The organism is Segetibacter aerophilus, from assembly GCF_007991655.1.
In the GTDB taxonomy this organism is placed as follows: Bacteria; Bacteroidota; Bacteroidia; order Chitinophagales; family Chitinophagaceae; genus Segetibacter; species Segetibacter aerophilus.
The window spans coordinates 35,885-52,817 of the sequence record NZ_BJYT01000010.1; the positions used below are offsets into that span (position 1 = coordinate 35,885).

Annotated in this window: 16 protein-coding genes; 14 read left to right on the top strand and 2 right to left on the bottom strand. The window is 40.9% G+C overall.

Annotated elements, in window-relative coordinates:
- Positions 1–24 precede the first annotated feature (24 nt).
- Positions 25–1,947 (bottom strand): acetate--CoA ligase, encoded by a 1,923-nt coding sequence (gene acs, locus SAE01_RS13920; protein ID WP_147204390.1) that lies wholly within the window; start codon positions 1,945–1,947, stop codon positions 25–27.
- 398 nt (positions 1,948–2,345) lie between these two features.
- On the opposite strand from acs, the gene SAE01_RS13925 reads away from it, so the two are divergent.
- The 9 genes from SAE01_RS13925 to SAE01_RS13965 all read left to right on the top strand — a co-directional run bounded on the left by SAE01_RS13925 (position 2,346) and on the right by SAE01_RS13965 (position 9,383).
- Complete coding sequence (locus tag SAE01_RS13925) at positions 2,346–3,917, top strand: MFS transporter (RefSeq protein ID WP_147204391.1); 1,572 nt, start codon at positions 2,346–2,348, stop codon at positions 3,915–3,917.
- 19 nt (positions 3,918–3,936) lie between these two features.
- Entirely contained in the window at positions 3,937–4,155 is a 219-nt protein-coding gene (locus SAE01_RS13930; protein WP_147204392.1) for a DUF6814 family protein, read from the top strand.
- Positions 4,156–4,369: 214 nt separating this feature from the next.
- Positions 4,370–4,657, top strand: a complete 288-nt coding sequence (locus SAE01_RS13935; RefSeq protein ID WP_147204393.1) for a hypothetical protein — start codon at positions 4,370–4,372, stop codon at positions 4,655–4,657.
- 56 nt (positions 4,658–4,713) lie between these two features.
- Positions 4,714–5,628, top strand: a complete 915-nt coding sequence (gene gldA, locus SAE01_RS13940) for a gliding motility-associated ABC transporter ATP-binding subunit GldA (protein WP_147204394.1) — start codon at positions 4,714–4,716, stop codon at positions 5,626–5,628.
- Positions 5,629–5,717: 89 nt separating this feature from the next.
- Positions 5,718–7,001: a phosphopyruvate hydratase gene (gene eno, locus SAE01_RS13945; RefSeq protein ID WP_147204395.1), complete on the top strand. Its 1,284-nt coding sequence runs from the start codon at positions 5,718–5,720 to the stop codon at positions 6,999–7,001.
- 65 nt (positions 7,002–7,066) lie between these two features.
- Positions 7,067–7,384 (top strand): FtsB family cell division protein, encoded by a 318-nt coding sequence (locus SAE01_RS13950; RefSeq protein ID WP_147204396.1) that lies wholly within the window; start codon positions 7,067–7,069, stop codon positions 7,382–7,384.
- A gap of 78 nt (positions 7,385–7,462) precedes the next feature.
- On the top strand, positions 7,463–7,696 hold the full coding sequence (locus SAE01_RS13955) for a hypothetical protein (RefSeq protein ID WP_147204397.1): 234 nt from the start codon (positions 7,463–7,465) through the stop codon (positions 7,694–7,696).
- Positions 7,697–7,741: 45 nt separating this feature from the next.
- Positions 7,742–8,389, top strand: coding sequence for an endonuclease III (gene nth / locus SAE01_RS13960; RefSeq protein WP_147204398.1), 648 nt, complete (start codon positions 7,742–7,744; stop codon positions 8,387–8,389).
- A gap of 58 nt (positions 8,390–8,447) precedes the next feature.
- Positions 8,448–9,383: a DUF6089 family protein gene (locus SAE01_RS13965; protein WP_147204399.1), complete on the top strand. Its 936-nt coding sequence runs from the start codon at positions 8,448–8,450 to the stop codon at positions 9,381–9,383.
- Between the two features lie 23 nt (positions 9,384–9,406).
- On the opposite strand, the gene SAE01_RS13970 is transcribed toward SAE01_RS13965, so the two are convergent.
- Positions 9,407–10,660: an S-adenosylmethionine:tRNA ribosyltransferase-isomerase gene (locus SAE01_RS13970; protein WP_246113241.1), complete on the bottom strand. Its 1,254-nt coding sequence runs from the start codon at positions 10,658–10,660 to the stop codon at positions 9,407–9,409.
- Between the two features lie 307 nt (positions 10,661–10,967).
- Here SAE01_RS13970 and mraZ point away from each other — a divergent pair, with 307 nt between their 5' ends.
- From mraZ to SAE01_RS13995, 5 genes are all read left to right on the top strand, one after another.
- Positions 10,968–11,429, top strand: a complete 462-nt coding sequence (gene mraZ / locus SAE01_RS13975) for a division/cell wall cluster transcriptional repressor MraZ (RefSeq protein WP_147204400.1) — start codon at positions 10,968–10,970, stop codon at positions 11,427–11,429.
- Positions 11,430–11,432: 3 nt separating this feature from the next.
- Positions 11,433–12,377 carry a 16S rRNA (cytosine(1402)-N(4))-methyltransferase RsmH gene (rsmH, locus tag SAE01_RS13980; protein ID WP_147204401.1) on the top strand — a complete coding sequence of 315 codons (945 nt, stop codon included), beginning with the start codon at positions 11,433–11,435 and terminating at the stop codon, positions 12,375–12,377.
- Positions 12,378–12,767: 390 nt separating this feature from the next.
- A complete protein-coding gene (locus tag SAE01_RS13985; RefSeq protein WP_147204402.1) occupies positions 12,768–13,121 on the top strand; it encodes an FtsL-like putative cell division protein in 354 nt (117 codons plus the stop codon).
- A 35-nt stretch (positions 13,122–13,156) separates the two neighbouring features.
- A complete protein-coding gene (locus SAE01_RS13990) occupies positions 13,157–15,259 on the top strand; it encodes a PASTA domain-containing penicillin-binding protein (protein ID WP_147204403.1) in 2,103 nt (700 codons plus the stop codon).
- A 40-nt stretch (positions 15,260–15,299) separates the two neighbouring features.
- Positions 15,300–16,763 (top strand): UDP-N-acetylmuramoyl-L-alanyl-D-glutamate--2,6-diaminopimelate ligase, encoded by a 1,464-nt coding sequence (locus SAE01_RS13995; protein ID WP_147204404.1) that lies wholly within the window; start codon positions 15,300–15,302, stop codon positions 16,761–16,763.
- The last annotated feature ends 170 nt before the right edge of the window (positions 16,764–16,933 follow it).

Genomic DNA, 16,933 nt, shown 5'->3' on the forward strand with positions numbered 1-16,933 from the left:
GACGGTGAAGTGTTTAAATTGTTCTTACAATTTTCCACTCTTGATTTCTTCAACCACCCCAGGGTCTAAGAGCGTTGAGGTATCTCCTAAATTTTTCATTTCGCCTTCAGCAATCTTCCTGAGAATACGGCGCATTATTTTTCCGCTACGCGTTTTAGGAAGACCTGTTACAAACTGAATTTTGTCGGGCTTAGCAATTGCGCCAATGATGCGGGTAACGGTAGCAAGGATGTCTTTACGGTTACGTTCATCACTATCCTCTCGTCCGTTGTAAATCACAAATGCATATATGCCTTGTCCTTTTATATCATGCGGGTATCCAACCACAGCGCTCTCTATTACACCTGCATGCATATTGATTGCATTCTCAACTTCCGCCGTTCCTATTCTGTGCCCGCTAACATTCAATACATCATCTACCCTGCCGGTTATTCTATAAAATCCTTCACTATCACGCAAAGCTCCATCGCCGGTAAAATACAAACCGGGATAGGCAGAAAAGTAGGCTTGCCTGCAGCGTTCATGGTCGCCATAGGTCGTTCTAAGAATCCCCGGCCACGGAAATTTTATGCAAAGGTTTCCAGATGCTGTTTCGCCTTCTTTATATGGAATCTCGATTCCTTTTTCATCAACCAGTACCGGTTGTATTCCAGGTAGCGGAAGAGTTGCCCAGCCTGCTCTTGCAGGTGTTATTCCTGCAATGTTTGATATCAATATTCCGCCATTTTCTGTTTGCCACCAGGTATCCACAATGGGACATTTTCCTTTTCCAACCTTCTGGTCGTACCAATGCCACGCTTCTTCATTTATCGGTTCACCTACCGTTCCTAAAACTTTTAGGCTACTTAAATCAGAGTCTTGCAACGGCGCATCTCCGTAGCTCATTAAGCTTCGTAAAGCGGTTGGAGCAGTGTACAAAATATTTACCTTGAACTTATCTACGATCTTCCAAAACCTGCTTGCATCAGGAAAGGTCGGCACCCCTTCAAACATCAATGAACTTGCTCCGGCGCTAAGTGGACCATAGACAATGTAGCTATGACCAGTTATCCAACCAATGTCTGCAGTGCAGAAATGAATGTCACCGGGTTGGTATTGGAAAACGTTGACGAACGAATAATTGGTGTACACCATATACCCACCACAAGTATGAACAACTCCTTTAGGTTTACCGGTGCTTCCCGAAGTGTACAAAATAAACAAGGGGTCCTCGGCATCCATCTCCTCGGGCTCGAAATCATGCAGCCCCAAAGTTTCTACTTTTTTAATCTCATCATCCCACCAAACGTCGCGGCCTTTGATCATACTAACGGGAGTATGTGTGCGGGTATAAACGATCACTTTTTTTACAAAACGAATCCCAATCAGTGCATCATCAATCACACTTTTAAGCGGAATATCTTTTGCTCCTCGAAAGGCTCCGTCGCAAGTAATGATATATTCTGCCTGTGCATCTATCAGGCGATCAGCAATACTTTGAGCACTAAAGCCTCCAAAGATTACACTATGTATTGCTCCAATTCTTGCACAGGCCAGCACAGCAATGGGTAGTTCGGGAATCATTCCCATGTAAATGCATACACGGTCGCCTTTTTGCACGCCATTGTTTTTTAGCACGTGTGCGAACTGGCATACTTTCTCATACAATTTCTTGTAGGTCAAAGCCCGGTGATGCTCTTCGGGGTCATTCGCCTCCCATAACAATGCAGGTTGATCGCCCCTAGTTTCCAGGTGGCGGTCAAGACAGTTTTCGCTGATATTTAATTTTGCCCCTTTAAACCATTCAACCTTTGGCTCGGTAAAATTCCAGTTCAGCACACTATCCCATTTTTTTCTCCAGGTAAAATTGTCAGCTACAGAAGCCCAAAAACCTTCCGGATCTTCAATACTTTTTTTATAAGTGCTTTTGTAATCATCGAGACTTGTAATCTGGTGAGGATATGACATAACAATTTAATTGTAAGTGAGGCGACTTTAGCAAACCTATGAAAAGAGAATTTTATCAGCAAACATAATGTACAGGCGAGTGGTAGTAATCTTGTTTTGGTTATGTGCATTTGCTTTTCATAGCATCATCGTTGCGACGCTCCCTTAAAGAGATGAACGTTATTGGACGCTGCCAACAGTAATCTCAACAGTAAACAGAAGTAACGTACGTATCCTTCAAATAATAATTAGCGAAGAAGTCAACAACAACAGCGAAACTGAACTGGCAACAGGTAACTCGTCACAGGTAACCACACGCTGCTACAATCACCTTCCACCTGCCGCATCTCCTCCATTTACTTCTATTAAATTTTCAGAGTTTCAACAAACTCCTATATTTATGCTTTGCCATAAAAACCATGACTAACAACAACGAAAAAAAGGGGTTGGTTTCCATCATTGCCGCATCATCTTTAGGCACCCTGATCGAGTGGTACGACTTCTATATTTTTGGAAGCCTTGCTACTATTATTTCAACGAAGTTTTTTCCTTCAACCAATCCAACGGCTGCCCTATTAAGTACGCTTGCAACCTTTGCGGCTGGCTTTGTAGTGCGCCCTTTTGGTGCGCTTTTTTTTGGTAGACTTGGCGATCTCATCGGCAGAAAATACACTTTCCTCGTCACCCTTGTCATCATGGGCCTTTCAACCTTTTTAATAGGTTGTGTACCAGCTTATGAAACCATCGGTTTCCTGGCTCCTGTGCTTGTTTTATTACTTCGCCTGTTACAAGGCCTGGCCTTAGGAGGCGAATATGGTGGCGCAGCAACTTATGTAGCAGAACATTCTCCCGTCAATCAAAGAGGTTTTTATACTTCATGGATCCAGACAACTGCAACCCTTGGTTTATTTATTTCCCTTTTTGTAATTATCCTAACAAAAAGCTCGATGGACGATACAGCTTTTAATAATTGGGGCTGGAGGATTCCTTTTTGGATATCTATAATAATGGTGGCTATTTCAGTGCTGATACGGATGAAAATGCAGGAGTCTCCCGTTTTTGCAAAAGCTAAAGCAGAAGGCAAAACCTCCACCAATCCTCTAAAGGAGAGCTTTGGAAACAAGTTCAATTTTAAATTCGTTCTGCTTGCTTTATTTGGTGCAACGATGGGCCAGGGAGTTGTATGGTACACTGGCCAGTTTTATGCACTTAGTTTTATTCAAAATACTCTAAGCATCGATATTTCGCAGGCGAGTAAAATCATGATGTGGGGCCTTGGCTTGGGTACCCCATTCTTCCTGATGTTTGGAGCTTTAAGCGATAAGATTGGCAGAAAATGGATTATGCTATTAGGAATGTTGATAGCCATCTTTAGCTATCGCCCTATTTATTCTGCCATGTACGACGCTGCAAATCTGAAAGACAAACAGGAAAATGTTTCCCTTCAGAAAATAGAATCAACTGAAGTACCGGACGCAACTAAAAGCGGGCAGAGCTTAAAAACCACCGTTACCACTAAGGTGTTTACTGACGGTACCAAGCTGAAAGAGACCAAAAAAGAAACAACTTTTACAGATGTATCAAAAGTAGTTCCTCCAACAGATGTAAAGACAACAAAGGCTGTTGAGGTAAATAGTAACAGCTTCTGGTTACTGGTGTTGCTTGTATTTATCCAGGTAATATTTGTAACAATGGTGTATGGACCAATCGCTGCATTCCTTGTTGAGATGTTTCCGGTAAAAATCAGGTATACCTCTATGTCTCTTCCTTATCATATTGGAAATGGAATCTTCGGAGGTCTACTACCAGCAATTGCTACCTTCCTTGCGCTTAGGGCAACACAAGCAAATGACGCAGCTGCAAAAGCCGGTACAAAATTACCTTACGATAAACCCTTTCTTGAAGGACTGTGGTATCCTATTATAATTGCCGCTATTTGCTTTGTTATAGGAGCTTTATACATTCACGGCAAGGGGAAACGGGAAGATTAATTTCTATAAATGATAAACTATGAATAAGCTTAGAAGAATACTGGGAATACTATGGATCGTAATAGGCCTTGCAGGAGGATATTATTTGATTATAAACCAGGCCATCCCTAAATTCTACAGCGATAAGAGTGAAGACCTAATTCCTGCGATAATTTATGCCTTCATTTTAACCCCCATCATTGTCGGCGGCCTGCTAATCTTTGGAAAATATGCGCTGCAGGGTGAATACGATCAGTAGTTGTATACACATTCTAGTCCGAATACATGTTTTTGCTGGTATAGCTGTTAATCCTACCCGCATCTATCTATTTTGCCTTCTTTCTATAATTATGTTAGAAAGGTTGAAACTGTTATAAAAATGAGCTTAAACTCGAATAGAATTATAAACAGTAAATTTGCCGCAAAAACATTATCCATTCTAAAACTCGCTGGGAGCATTGCTCCAATAGAAGATGCTGCTAGAACTGATAGCCCGATATTATACACTTTTGTGGTTGGCATTTGCTGCCATCGCTTTCGTAAAAATAATTCTTTCATATTCCTTCCATGGAACGCTTGAAGGAGTAAACGGGATATTGTATGCATTATTTAAATGGTATGGCGAGGAAGAACAGGAAATGGAAGATTTTGGACCGCGGAGAACAATGATGCGTTTTCACAACATCGTAACCTTAATGTTGTATGCGATGCTGGGAATCATTTTGGCAGCTACATTAATTCCCAAAATTTTGGGACGTTAACGATAATCCATGAGAGGAAGTCTTCAATAATTTTAGCAGAAAGTAAAGTAATCTGAATGTCAATTGTAGTAAGTGAACTAACGAAAATGTATGGCGAACAAAAGGCTGTTGACAAAATAACATTTTCAGTTCAGAAGGGTGAAATAGTCGGTTTTCTCGGACCTAATGGTGCTGGTAAATCTACCACTATGAAGATGATTACAGGTTATCTTTCTCCAGACAGTGGGCTCGCTACTGTTAGTAACATAAACGTATCTGCCGATCCTATTGCTGCCAAAAAGAAAATCGGCTACCTCCCTGAAGCAAATCCTTTATACTTTGACATGTATATTAAAGAGTACCTCGAGTTCACTGCAGGGATTCATGAGATTAAAAATAAAAAACAGCGGGTTAAAGACGTAATCGAACTGACAGGTTTAGGCGTAGAACAACGAAAAAAGATAAGCCAGTTGTCAAAAGGATATAAGCAGAGAACCGGGCTGGCAGCTGCACTTATTCATGACCCGGAAGTGCTGATCCTTGATGAGCCTACAAGTGGACTTGATCCCAACCAAATTATAGAGATAAGGAACGTCATAAAAGAGCAGGGAAAAAATAAAACAGTGCTCTTCTCCTCCCATATTTTACAGGAGGTGGAAGCAATATGCGATCGCGTAATTATCATCAATAGAGGAGTGCTGGTTGCAGATGACAGGCTTGCAAACTTGCAGCAAAAAGGAAACAATGACCAGGTAAGAGTATCCTTTAAAGAGCCGTTGGAAGCAGAATGGCTTAAAAGATTGGATGCAGTAAAGACTGTTACAAAGGTTGATACGTTTACATGGCAAATACTGGGAACTGACACAAATGAGGTAAAAAAGCAATTACTCGAACTGAGTTTGCAACATAATCTTAATATCGTTTCTTTGCAAACCGAAGGCGGAAGCCTTGAAGAAATTTTCAGGTCGCTTACCTGGTTAAGTAACGTATAACCAGTACAAGAGTGCGACGCAACTATGCCCAATAATGATATAAAGATCACTGCCAAAATCTATTTAAATAATAACACAACCAACGAGATATGAGCTACATTTCAGACATTCATGCCAGGCAAATTCTAGATAGCCGTGGTAATCCAACAGTTGAAGTAGATGTAACTACTGACAACGGCATTATAGGACGTGCAGCAGTACCAAGCGGTGCATCAACAGGTATTCATGAGGCGGTAGAGCTTCGGGATAATGACAAAAGTACTTACGCCGGCAAAGGTGTTCTGCAAGCAGTTAAAAACGTAAACGATGTAATTGCAGATCCTCTATTAGGTTGGGCTGTAAATGACCAGGCAGGTATCGATAGAAAATTGATAGAATTAGACGGAACCGAAAATAAAGGTAACCTGGGAGCAAATGCTATGCTTGCAGTAAGTATGGCTATAGCAAAAGCTGCTGCCCAGGAAAGCAACCTCCCTTTATTTAAATACATAGGCGGTGTAAACAGCAGTGTGTTACCTATTCCTCTTATGAATATTTTGAATGGCGGAGCACATGCTGATAACAAGATAGATTACCAGGAATTTATGATCGTTCCAGTTGGAGCTGACACTTTTAGTGAAGGTCTTCGGTGGGGAGTGGAAATCTTTCATCAACTAAAAACAGTTTTAAAAAAGAAAGGCTATAGCACAAATGTGGGCGACGAAGGTGGTTTTGCACCCAACATTCAAAGCAACGAAGAAGCTATCGAAACTGTGTTAATGGCAATTGAGGCTGCGGGTTACAAACCGGGCGAGCAAATAGGAATTGCGCTTGATGCCGCTACTTCTGAAATGTTTAAAGACGGTGTGTATGAGTTTCACAAAAGTGATGGCAAAAGATACGGTATAGATGAAATGGTGGGCTATTGGGTAGAGTGGGCTAATAAATATCCTATTATCAGTATCGAAGATGGTATGGCTGAAGAAGACTGGGAAGGCTGGAAAAAACTTACAGACGCTTTGGGTAAAAAAGTGCAGCTGGTAGGTGATGACCTTTTTGTAACTAATACTAAGATTTTACAAAGAGGTATCAACGAAGGTATTGCCAATAGCATCTTGATTAAAGTGAACCAGATCGGTACATTGACCGAAACGATCAATGCGGTACAACTGGCTCAAATGAATAGCTATACTACGATCATGAGCCATCGTAGTGGTGAGACTGAGGATACGACTATTGCTGACCTTGCTGTTGCGCTAAACTGTGGTCAAATTAAAACTGGTAGCGCAAGCCGTACGGACAGAATGGCAAAATATAACCAACTTATTAGAATTGAAGAAATGTTAGGCGAGAGCGCTATTTACCCGAAAGGGCGCTTCAAGTTTATAAAATAATTTCTCATTTTTATTACCTAATCGTTAGCTGTTCGTATAACTTTACAGCTAACGATTTTTTTATTATGTTTTATAAAAAATTTGGAAGTGTTGTAAGGGTTTTAAGAAATAAATACATTTCTTCCGTAATTGTATTTGTCGTTTGGATCCTGTTTTTTGACCGGAATGATTTGTGGACGCAATGGGACAGGAAACACGAATTGCAGAAATTGGAAACAAGCAAAACCTTTTATGAACAGGAGATTGCCACTACAAAGAAAGATTTGATGGATTTAAACAATAATCCGGCAGTATTAGAAAAATTTGCACGGGAGAAATTCTACCTGAAAAAACCAAGTGAAGAAATCTTTATCATTGATGACAGTACCCAAGAAAAAAAGTGATTTAATACAATATTTAAGTTTTAAAGCCGTTTTTAATATCAGGCAATAAAACATAAACCGGAAAATACTTCTTTAAGCATGCCAAATTATTCAACAGAGGAACTGATACAGTACGTGTATCAAGAGACATCACCAGAAAAAACACAGGCATTAGAGAAGGCATTAGAAAATGACTGGAACCTGAAAGAAAAACTTGGTGCTTTAAAAGACTCAATGCAACAATTAGATACTGTTATTACAAGTCCACGTGAACAATCAATAACCGCTATTCTTAATTATGCAAAAAGAACATCAGTAGTAGAACAACCTTAACCGCTTTCTGACAATTATCTCAACCCGTATCTTTGTTCTTATTCTATGACTAAGAAAGAGAGATACGGGTTTGTTATTTCCTACTTCAGCGAACACGCCCCAAATGCAGAAACAGAACTAGTCTACGACAATCCCTATCAATTATTAGTAGCAGTTGTTTTGTCCGCGCAATGCACAGACAAACGGGTCAACATGACAACCCCTGCACTATTTGCAAAATACCCGACCGTTTTCCAATTAGCTAAAGCCGAATATGAGGACCTTTTTGACATCATCAAAAGCATCTCATATCCTGGCAACAAGACCAGGCATCTAATGGGAATGGCAAACATGCTGGTCGAGAAATTTGGAGGAGAAGTTCCGCTTACTGTTGAAGAACTAATGCAACTTCCCGGTGTCGGCCGCAAAACTGCAAACGTAATTACCTCGGTTGTAGATAATCAACCAAACATGGCTGTTGACACCCACGTGTTTCGTGTGGCCGCACGCATAGGTCTTACTAACAATGCCAAAACTCCCCTGGCTGCAGAGATGCAGTTGATCAAGCACATCCCCAAAGAACTTATTTACGTCGCGCATCACTGGCTAATATTACATGGACGTTATATCTGTGTAGCAAGAACTCCAAAATGCGAAGAATGCGGGTTGAAAATAGCCTGTAAATACTACCATTTTCATAAAGAAATAATCTAAAGGCTAATAAAAGTTTCAAAATCACGTTCTTTTTAAGGACTATAGAGTTGAACTTCTTATGAAAGCCTTGAAAATCTTCCTTTTATTGGTTGTATGTAACTTGATTTACAAAAATTCCCTCAGCCAATTCTATTATTTCAGTGACAAATACTACAATACCGATCTTTTGTACGAGGTTGGAATTGGACTAGGAGCAATGAACTGCATCACTGATATCGGCGGTGCAAATACAGATAACACAGCTTACTTAAATGAAATTAATAAGAAGAATAACAAATTCAGCAAAAGTATCTACGGCGGTGTTTTGTACCAGGGATTGCTGGGAGCGAGGATTGAGGGAACACTTGGTGAAGTAAGCGCTGATGACAGCAGTATAACTGGCAAGTCTAATAACATCTACTCTAAATATGTTCGAAACTTAAGCTTTAAAAGCAAAATTGCTGAGGTGAGTCTGTTGCTGGAGTTTCATCCACTTTTATTACTCAACTTTCAGCTATCGCAAAATTTATCACCTTATGTTCTTACCGGAGTCGGATGGTATCGCTTCAAGCCGCAGGCAGAGTTAAAAGGCAAAATGATTGACTTACAACCTTTACACACCGAAGGCCAGGGATTCGCCGAGTTTCCTGATCGCAAACCTTATAGTTTATCTCAATTCAATATACCAATGGGAGTCGGGCTAAGATTTGAAACCGGTTTAATAAATGTAAGAGTAGAATATGTTCATCGAAGGCTATTTACCGATTACCTTGATGATGCAAGTACAAAAGTTTATATCAATCCTAATTTATTTGCAAAATACCTCCCTCCTGCCGACGCAGCTAATGCAAGGGCGCTGTTCAACAGAACTAAAGACGGCTCTATACCTATCTATCGAGGTCATTCAAACAATAACGACGCTTTCATGTCGTTGTCAGTAAAGGTTGGCGTAGTGTTAGGCAGGGAAAAAACTGGCAACAGAACCGGAACAAGGCAATTGAGATGCGCATTCTAATTGTGAGATCTCGTACTAAAAATTTATTTGCTATCGTTCCATAGCAGACAGCCGTCGCCATAACTTAAGAACCGAAAATCGTTGTCCATCGCGTATTGATAAATCCTCTTCCATTCTTCTCCTACAATAGCCGCCACGAGTAACAGCAAGGTGGATTGTGGTTGATGAAAGTTCGTAATTATTCCCTTTGCAATTTTCAGTTGGTAACCCGGCGCAATCAGTATTTGCGTTTTTGTAATTATTTTATTCAAACCTTTTTTTATCATCCAGTAGAACAAAGCTTTTAGAGCATCTTTTACTTCAATGCCAAAATGTTCTAACTCGTACGGATCCCATTGAGATATAACTATATCGTCAACTTCAATTGCCGGCTCATGCAACACTTTCACGCCCATCCAATAAAGGCTTTCAATTGTTCTTAAAGACGTAGTGCCTACCGCTACAACAGTTTTGTCAACATAATTTATTAGCCTTTCAACTGCCTCCGCGGCTACCTCTATAAACTCTGCATGCATTTCATGCTCATCCATTGTTTCGGCCTTGACTGGTTTGAAGGTACCTGCTCCAACATGTAGCGTAACAAAATCGTGTCGAATATTTTTAGCCGCTAGTCTTTCAAACACTTCATCTGTAAAATGCAGACCTGCTGTAGGTGCTGCTACCGATCCGTCCTGTTTTGCGTAAATGGTTTGGTATCGGTTCTTGTCATCTTCCTCGGCCGAACGATGCAAGTATGGTGGCAATGGAATAAATCCGGCTATGTGTAAAATTTCAGCAAATGAAACTTCCTCTGGCTTCCAGCTTAGGTCAATGATAAAACAATCAGGCAGCCGTCCGGCAATGGAAGCTTCCAAAATAAAGTTGACCCCATTTTCATTTACCTGTTTCTGCAACTTCATCCCGTGCTTCCATTTGCTCGCACCGCCAACCAAACACTTCCAACTCGCTTTTCCTTTTTGCAGCATTGCTGAAGTAATATCCTTGTATTGATCCCCGGGCTCGAGGCAAAAAATTTCAATTACACCTCCGGTCGGCTTTTGAAAAAGTAATCTAGCTTCAACAACCTTGGTATTATTGAAAATAAGTAACGTTTCCTCCGGCAAAAATTCTGCTACCTGCTTATAGGTTGAAGTAGTAACTGTTCCACTTTTATACACCAGTAGCTTACTCGCATCTCTCTCTTCCAAAGGGTACTTTGCTATCCTTTCGGGATCTAAATCATAGCTAAATTCTGTAATTGAAAGATGTTTAGGGTGCATAGTGGCTAAAATTTTCAAAAATAGGGGTTTATTGATTTCTCTGATTTTTTGCACGAATTCGTTTGTTCCTGCTTCTCTTATCCCCATTGGTAACTTTCGTAACTCATCCTATCTATTTGATTATTAATAGCATCAACAGCTTATCCACCGCTTTCCACAATGTACTAACAGAAATACCAACAGACATGGCTCAAACTCAGTACCACGGCTGACTTCCCCCAAATAGTGGTGTGGATAAAAAGAATGCACTTTAATTTGTATTAAAAGTGGGAAAAAGTGTTATTTTGTGGTAATAAATGGAAAGGCCGACAAAATTTTTCAACAAATGCCCACATTTCTAGGTGAATATGAAGCTACTGTCGACACGAAAGGTCGCTTCCTTTTACCTGGTGGCTTCAAAAAGCAGCTCAAGGAAGGCGAAAATACCTTCGTTTTAAGTCGCGGTATTGAAAGATGCCTGACGCTGTATCCGATGAGTAGCTGGCAGCCCATTGTTGAAAAAATTAATGCTTTAAATGACTTTGACCCAAAAGTACGCGCATTTCGTCGGCAGTTTTTGGGCGGTGCAACAGAGGTAGAATTAGATGCTGCGGGAAGGATGTTGTTACCACCGACATTAAAAGAGTACGCTGATTTATCTAAAGACATCATCCTGGTAGCGGCTCTTGATAAAATTGAAATTTGGGATTCACCAAAATATAAAAAGCTCTTTGATGACATGGCGCCCGAGGACTTTAGTAAACTCGCAGCCGATGTAATGGCGGATAAACCCGTAATAAATCTGTAAGGTATGGAGGACAACACTCCAACTGTTGATCACCATTCATCGCCTTATCATGTGCCGGTTTTATTCTATGAAACGATGGAAGCGCTCGAGATAAAACCCGAAGGTATTTACGTGGACTGCACATTCGGCGGAGGCGGACATAGCAGGGGTATTCTAGATAAACTCGGTCCTGCGGGAAAGCTGGTTGCTTTCGACCAGGATGCAGATGCAAGTAAGAATATTCCGGAAGATGAACGGGTGGTATTTGTGGCCAATAACTTTCGACACCTGCAAAGGTTTTTAAGGCTACATGGCTTTGCAAAAGTGGATGGAGTGTTGGCTGACCTGGGAGTAAGCAGCCACCAGTTTGACGAAGGGGAGCGAGGTTTCTCTACGCGTTTTGAGGGCCCACTTGATATGCGGATGGACCAGCGCCATGAAAACACGGCTTCGGCAATTTTGAAAAAGTACACCGAGCAACAATTGCACAAACTATTCGAGCAATATGGCGAAGTGACCAACTCGAAAACATTAGCGAAGCAAATTGTGCAGCAACGAAACAGTAGTCCGCTCCAAACGATTGCGCAGCTAAAAGCTTTGATAAGTCCGGTAGTGAAAGGAAACCCTAACAAGTATTTAGCACAGGTTTTCCAGGCACTAAGAATAGAAGTTAATGACGAAATGGGCGCTTTAAAAGAAATGCTGGCACAAATACCGGCAGTCTTAAAACCTGGGGGACGGGCGGCCATCATAACGTTTCATTCGTTGGAAGACAGGTTAGTTAAAAACTTTTTTAGAAACGGAAGCTTTGACGAGCAAGATGAAAACCCGCTGTCGATTGAGGAGCGAAAAAACGATTTAAAGATTATTACAAAGAAGCCAATCGTAGCAGGAACCGACGAAGTAAAAAGAAACCCACGAAGCAGAAGTGCTAAGCTGAGAGTGGCTGAGAGAAAAGGACAAGAATAGATGAGCCTTAAAAACATGAAGAATAATAAATAGTAAGGTTTACATAAATGACAGGAAATATATAAAGACCGGAAATTAAAGCTGCAACCAAAACTACCGGCAGGCAAAGTTGAACAGAAGAAAATAATGATGTAACAGGCAGGAGAAGGAAAATTAGACATCGTTGCGTCGCACTCTTGTAGGAATGAGGCTAAAATGAGCAGAAATGCAAAAGGCAGGAAAAGTTGAAAAACGAACTAAAAGACGAACGGAATGCGACGCAACAGATGTTTAACAATGTACAAATGCGTGTACCAAAACCAGGAAAAACATCACAGCAAAACAGAATAAAAAGCAAAAAGTAAAACCCGAAAAGCTTGCAGCTAGCAGCTAAAAGCTTGAGGCTTTCAAATGTCTGAACAAACCAACATAGGAAAAAAGAATGCAGCTATTCGTGCAGTAGGAGGCTTTTTCAACTACAGCTGGATATTAAGAAACATTGGATTTTTTTTATTCCTGGCAGCACTGGCAGTGGTGTATATCGCTAACGGACACATGAGCGATAACCGTATAAGAAAGATAAATGAAACAGCGAGAAAGTTAAAGGATCTACAGTATGAGTATAAAACGCTAAAAAGCGAGATGATGTTTAAAAGTCGTGAGAGCGAGATGGTGAAAGCCGCCGAACCGATGGGGCTAACGATGGATACAACATCACCAACCAGGATAAAATTGATCAGCAGAAAATCGGTAGAAAATAACTAAGAGGCCATAGTGTTTCAAAAAAGTTTGCGAGAAAAGTGGATGTAAAAAAAGACATACTGTGGAGAGTGTACCTGGGATTTATTCTTATGGCGATAGTAGGTACCTGTATTCTTGGAAAGGCTGTTTACATACAACAGGTACAAGGTTCTTACTGGAGAGGGATGAGTGACAGTCTTCATCAGCGTATTATTTCACTGGATGCAGAAAGAGGAACAATATATAGCGAAGACGGCAGCATGTTGAGTACGAGCATTCCCCAGTTTGATATCTATATAGATTTCATGGCCGAAGGCTTAAGAGATAAAAATGGTAAGCGCTTCAAAGAGAATATAGACTCTTTAAGTATTTGCCTTGCCAACCTTTTTCACGACAGATCAAGTGCTGAATATAAATACCTGTTACAAACAGGCTACCGCGAAAAAGACAGGTATTTTTTATTGAGAAAGAAAATGTCTTTTAAGGAGTACCAGCAGATGAGAAACTTTCCGCTTGTGCGCCTTGGAAGAAATAAAAGCGGCTTCATTCCTGATAAAAGAATCATCCGGCTTAACCCATATAAGATGCTTGCGTATCGTACCATAGGATTATTGAGAGACAGCAACAAAGTCGGTCTCGAATTAACCTACGACAAGTATCTACAAGGCACAGCAGGAAAAAGACTGGTGCGTTTCATAGCAGGAGGAGCAAGCGTTCCCGTAGACGATTATGAAGTTGAAGCTGAAAATGGAAAAGATGTCATTACCACGTTGGACGTGAACATACAGGACGTGACGGAGAATGCACTGATGAAGATGATGGTCAAAAATAAAGCAGAGCATGGATGTGCAATTGTAATGGAAGTAAACACGGGAAAGATTAAAGCAATTGCAAACCTGGGTCATGAGAAAGACAGCTTGTACTGGGAAGATTACAATTATGCTATCACGCCAACTGAACCTGGATCTACATTTAAGCTGGCTACCATGCTCTCATTGTTAGAAGACAGGAAAATAAATCTAAATACCAATGTCGACTTGAATGGTGGCAAATGGCAGATTTATAAGCGTACCGTGTATGATGCTGAAGAACACGGATTGTATAATGTATCGGTAAAGCAAGCCTTCGAACATAGCAGCAATGTTGCAATGGCAAAGCTATCAGTACAGCATTATAGCAATAATCCAAATCAGTTTGTTAATCATATAAAGAAGCTGGGACTTGATACACTAACAGGAATAGATCTTAAGGGTGAGATAAAACCTTCAATATATAAACCGGGCAGCAAGCGCTGGAGCAATACAACGCTTCCCTGGATGGCCTTTGGTTACAACCTTACCGTAAGTCCCTTGCAAATGCTGACCCTTTACAATGCCGTTGCTAACCAAGGCAGGATGATGAGACCTTATCTGGTAAATGAGATAAGGGAAGACGGAAGACCGCTTCAACAGTTTCAACCCACTATTCTAAAAGACAGTATTTGTAGTAAATCTACGTTGCATCAATTGCAGGAATGCCTGGAAGGAGTTGTTTTAGAGGGAACAGGAAAAGCACTAAAAAGCAATAATTACCGGATAGCAGGTAAGACAGGCACTGCACTTGTTGCAAATGGCAACCGTGGGTATGATGATAAAATCTATCAATCAACTTTCGTAGGATACTTTCCTGCTGAAAATCCCCAATACACCATAATTGTTACCATAAAAAATAAGGCTCACGCGGCTAACTACTTCGGAGCCTCGGTTGCAGGCCCTGTGTTCAAAGAAATTTCAGACCAGATCTATCTCTTAAAAGTTAATCAAAACCACAATACAGTTAATGCCTTTCCAACAAATGACAGCAGTTGGTATAGCTACGCCGGGTATACCAAAGACATCAAGAAAATTACTGATCAACTGGGAGTAAGTATAGCGGCGACCGAAGCAAAAGGAAACTACAGCAGGATTTATAGGCAGGATGGAAACAATGTTTTGTCGAGTCAGCAAATCAGTATGAAAAAGATGCCTATCCTACTGGGCATGGGCTTGAAAGATGCGGTTTACCTCTGTGAAAATTTAGGGTTAAAGGTGATTATTAAAGGAAAAGGAAAAGTTACAACGCAAACAATACCGGCAGGACAAAATATTACAAAAGGGCAAACAGTAAACATACAACTCAACTAACTCCTACTTTCTCTACCAAGGGCACGCTAGGAATCTGGTTATGGCAAAACTACAAGACATACTATACAATGTACGGCTGAAGGCAGTAACAGGCATTACGAATCTGGACGTGAAAGACATCCAGACTGATAGCCGGAAAGTTACTTCGGGTTCTGTATTTGTCGCTATAACGGGCACCGTTAGTAATGGTCATGATTTCATTGATGCTGCAATCGGTAAAGGTGCCAGTGTAATTATTTGTGAGGTAATGCCGAACGTCTTGAAAGACGAAGTGACCTATTTGCAGGTGAACGATACGGCGGAAGCGGTGGCTAACATGGCTCATCACTTCTACAACGAACCATCAACTAAGCTGAAACTGGTGGGTGTAACAGGCACCAATGGAAAAACTACGATTGCCACTCTTTTATATAAGCTCTTTACAAAACTGGGATACAAGTGTGGCCTGATAAGCACTGTTCAAAATCAAATAGGTAACACTATAGTTCCGGCAACGCACACCACGCCTGATGCTATTAGCCTGCAATCGTTGCTGCATGACATGGTAGAAGCTGGATGTTCACATGTTTTTATGGAAGTAAGCAGCCACGCCATTCACCAACATAGAACTACAGCGGTTGAATTTGTCGGAGGCATATTTACGAACATTACCCACGACCACCTCGACTATCATAAAACCTTTGATGAATATATCAGGGTAAAGAAAAAGTTCTTCGACGGTTTGCCCTCTGCAGCATTTGCCATTTCGAACCTCGATGATAAAAGAGGGCAAGTAATGTTGCAGAATACTGCTGCTAAAAAGCACTTCTACAGCCTGCATACCGTAGCAGACTTTAAAGGAAAAATCCTGGAAAATTTACTTACAGGATTAATCATGACGGTAAATGATAAGGAAGTTCATTTTAGGTTAATCGGAGAATTCAATGCTTATAACATTCTTGCTGTCTACGGCGCTGCTATGTGTCTCGGCGAAAACAGCGAGGAAGTGTTAACGATCATGAGTTTGCTAACTAGTGCTGAAGGAAGGTTTGACTACGTTGTCAGTGACTCGAAGATTATAGGGATTGTTGACTATGCTCATACACCGGATGCTTTAGAAAATGTGTTGCATACCATCAAAAAGCTTCGCCAGGGAAATGAGCAGGTGATTACGGTAGTTGGATGTGGTGGAGATCGGGATAAAACAAAAAGGCCTGAAATGGCAGAGATCGCGTGTGAACTAAGTGATCGGGTAATATTTACCAGCGACAACCCTCGAAGTGAAGATCCGGTAGAAATTATAAAGGAAATGGAGCAGGGTTTAGGGAGTGCTGCGAAAAGAAAGTTTATGTCCGTTACAGATAGAAAGGACGCCATTAAAATGGCGGTCAGCATGGCAAAGCCATTCGACATTCTGCTGGTTGCGGGAAAAGGACACGAAAAGTACCAGGAGATAAAAGGTGTAAAACATCCTTTCGATGACAAGGCGGTGTTGAAAGAAATGTTTGAGTTGTTTGAGAAGTAAAGAATGAATAAAAAATAAAAAATAAAAAAGGTGGCACGGGAGCAAAGAGATTAGGTAAAATATGTATAGGCCGGGCTAAAGTTAATAATCCAGCTTTCGTTGCGTCGCACTCTTGTACTGTAGCAACAAAACGGAACAATGTTCAACGGCTTTCAAAATTTTTCCTTTTG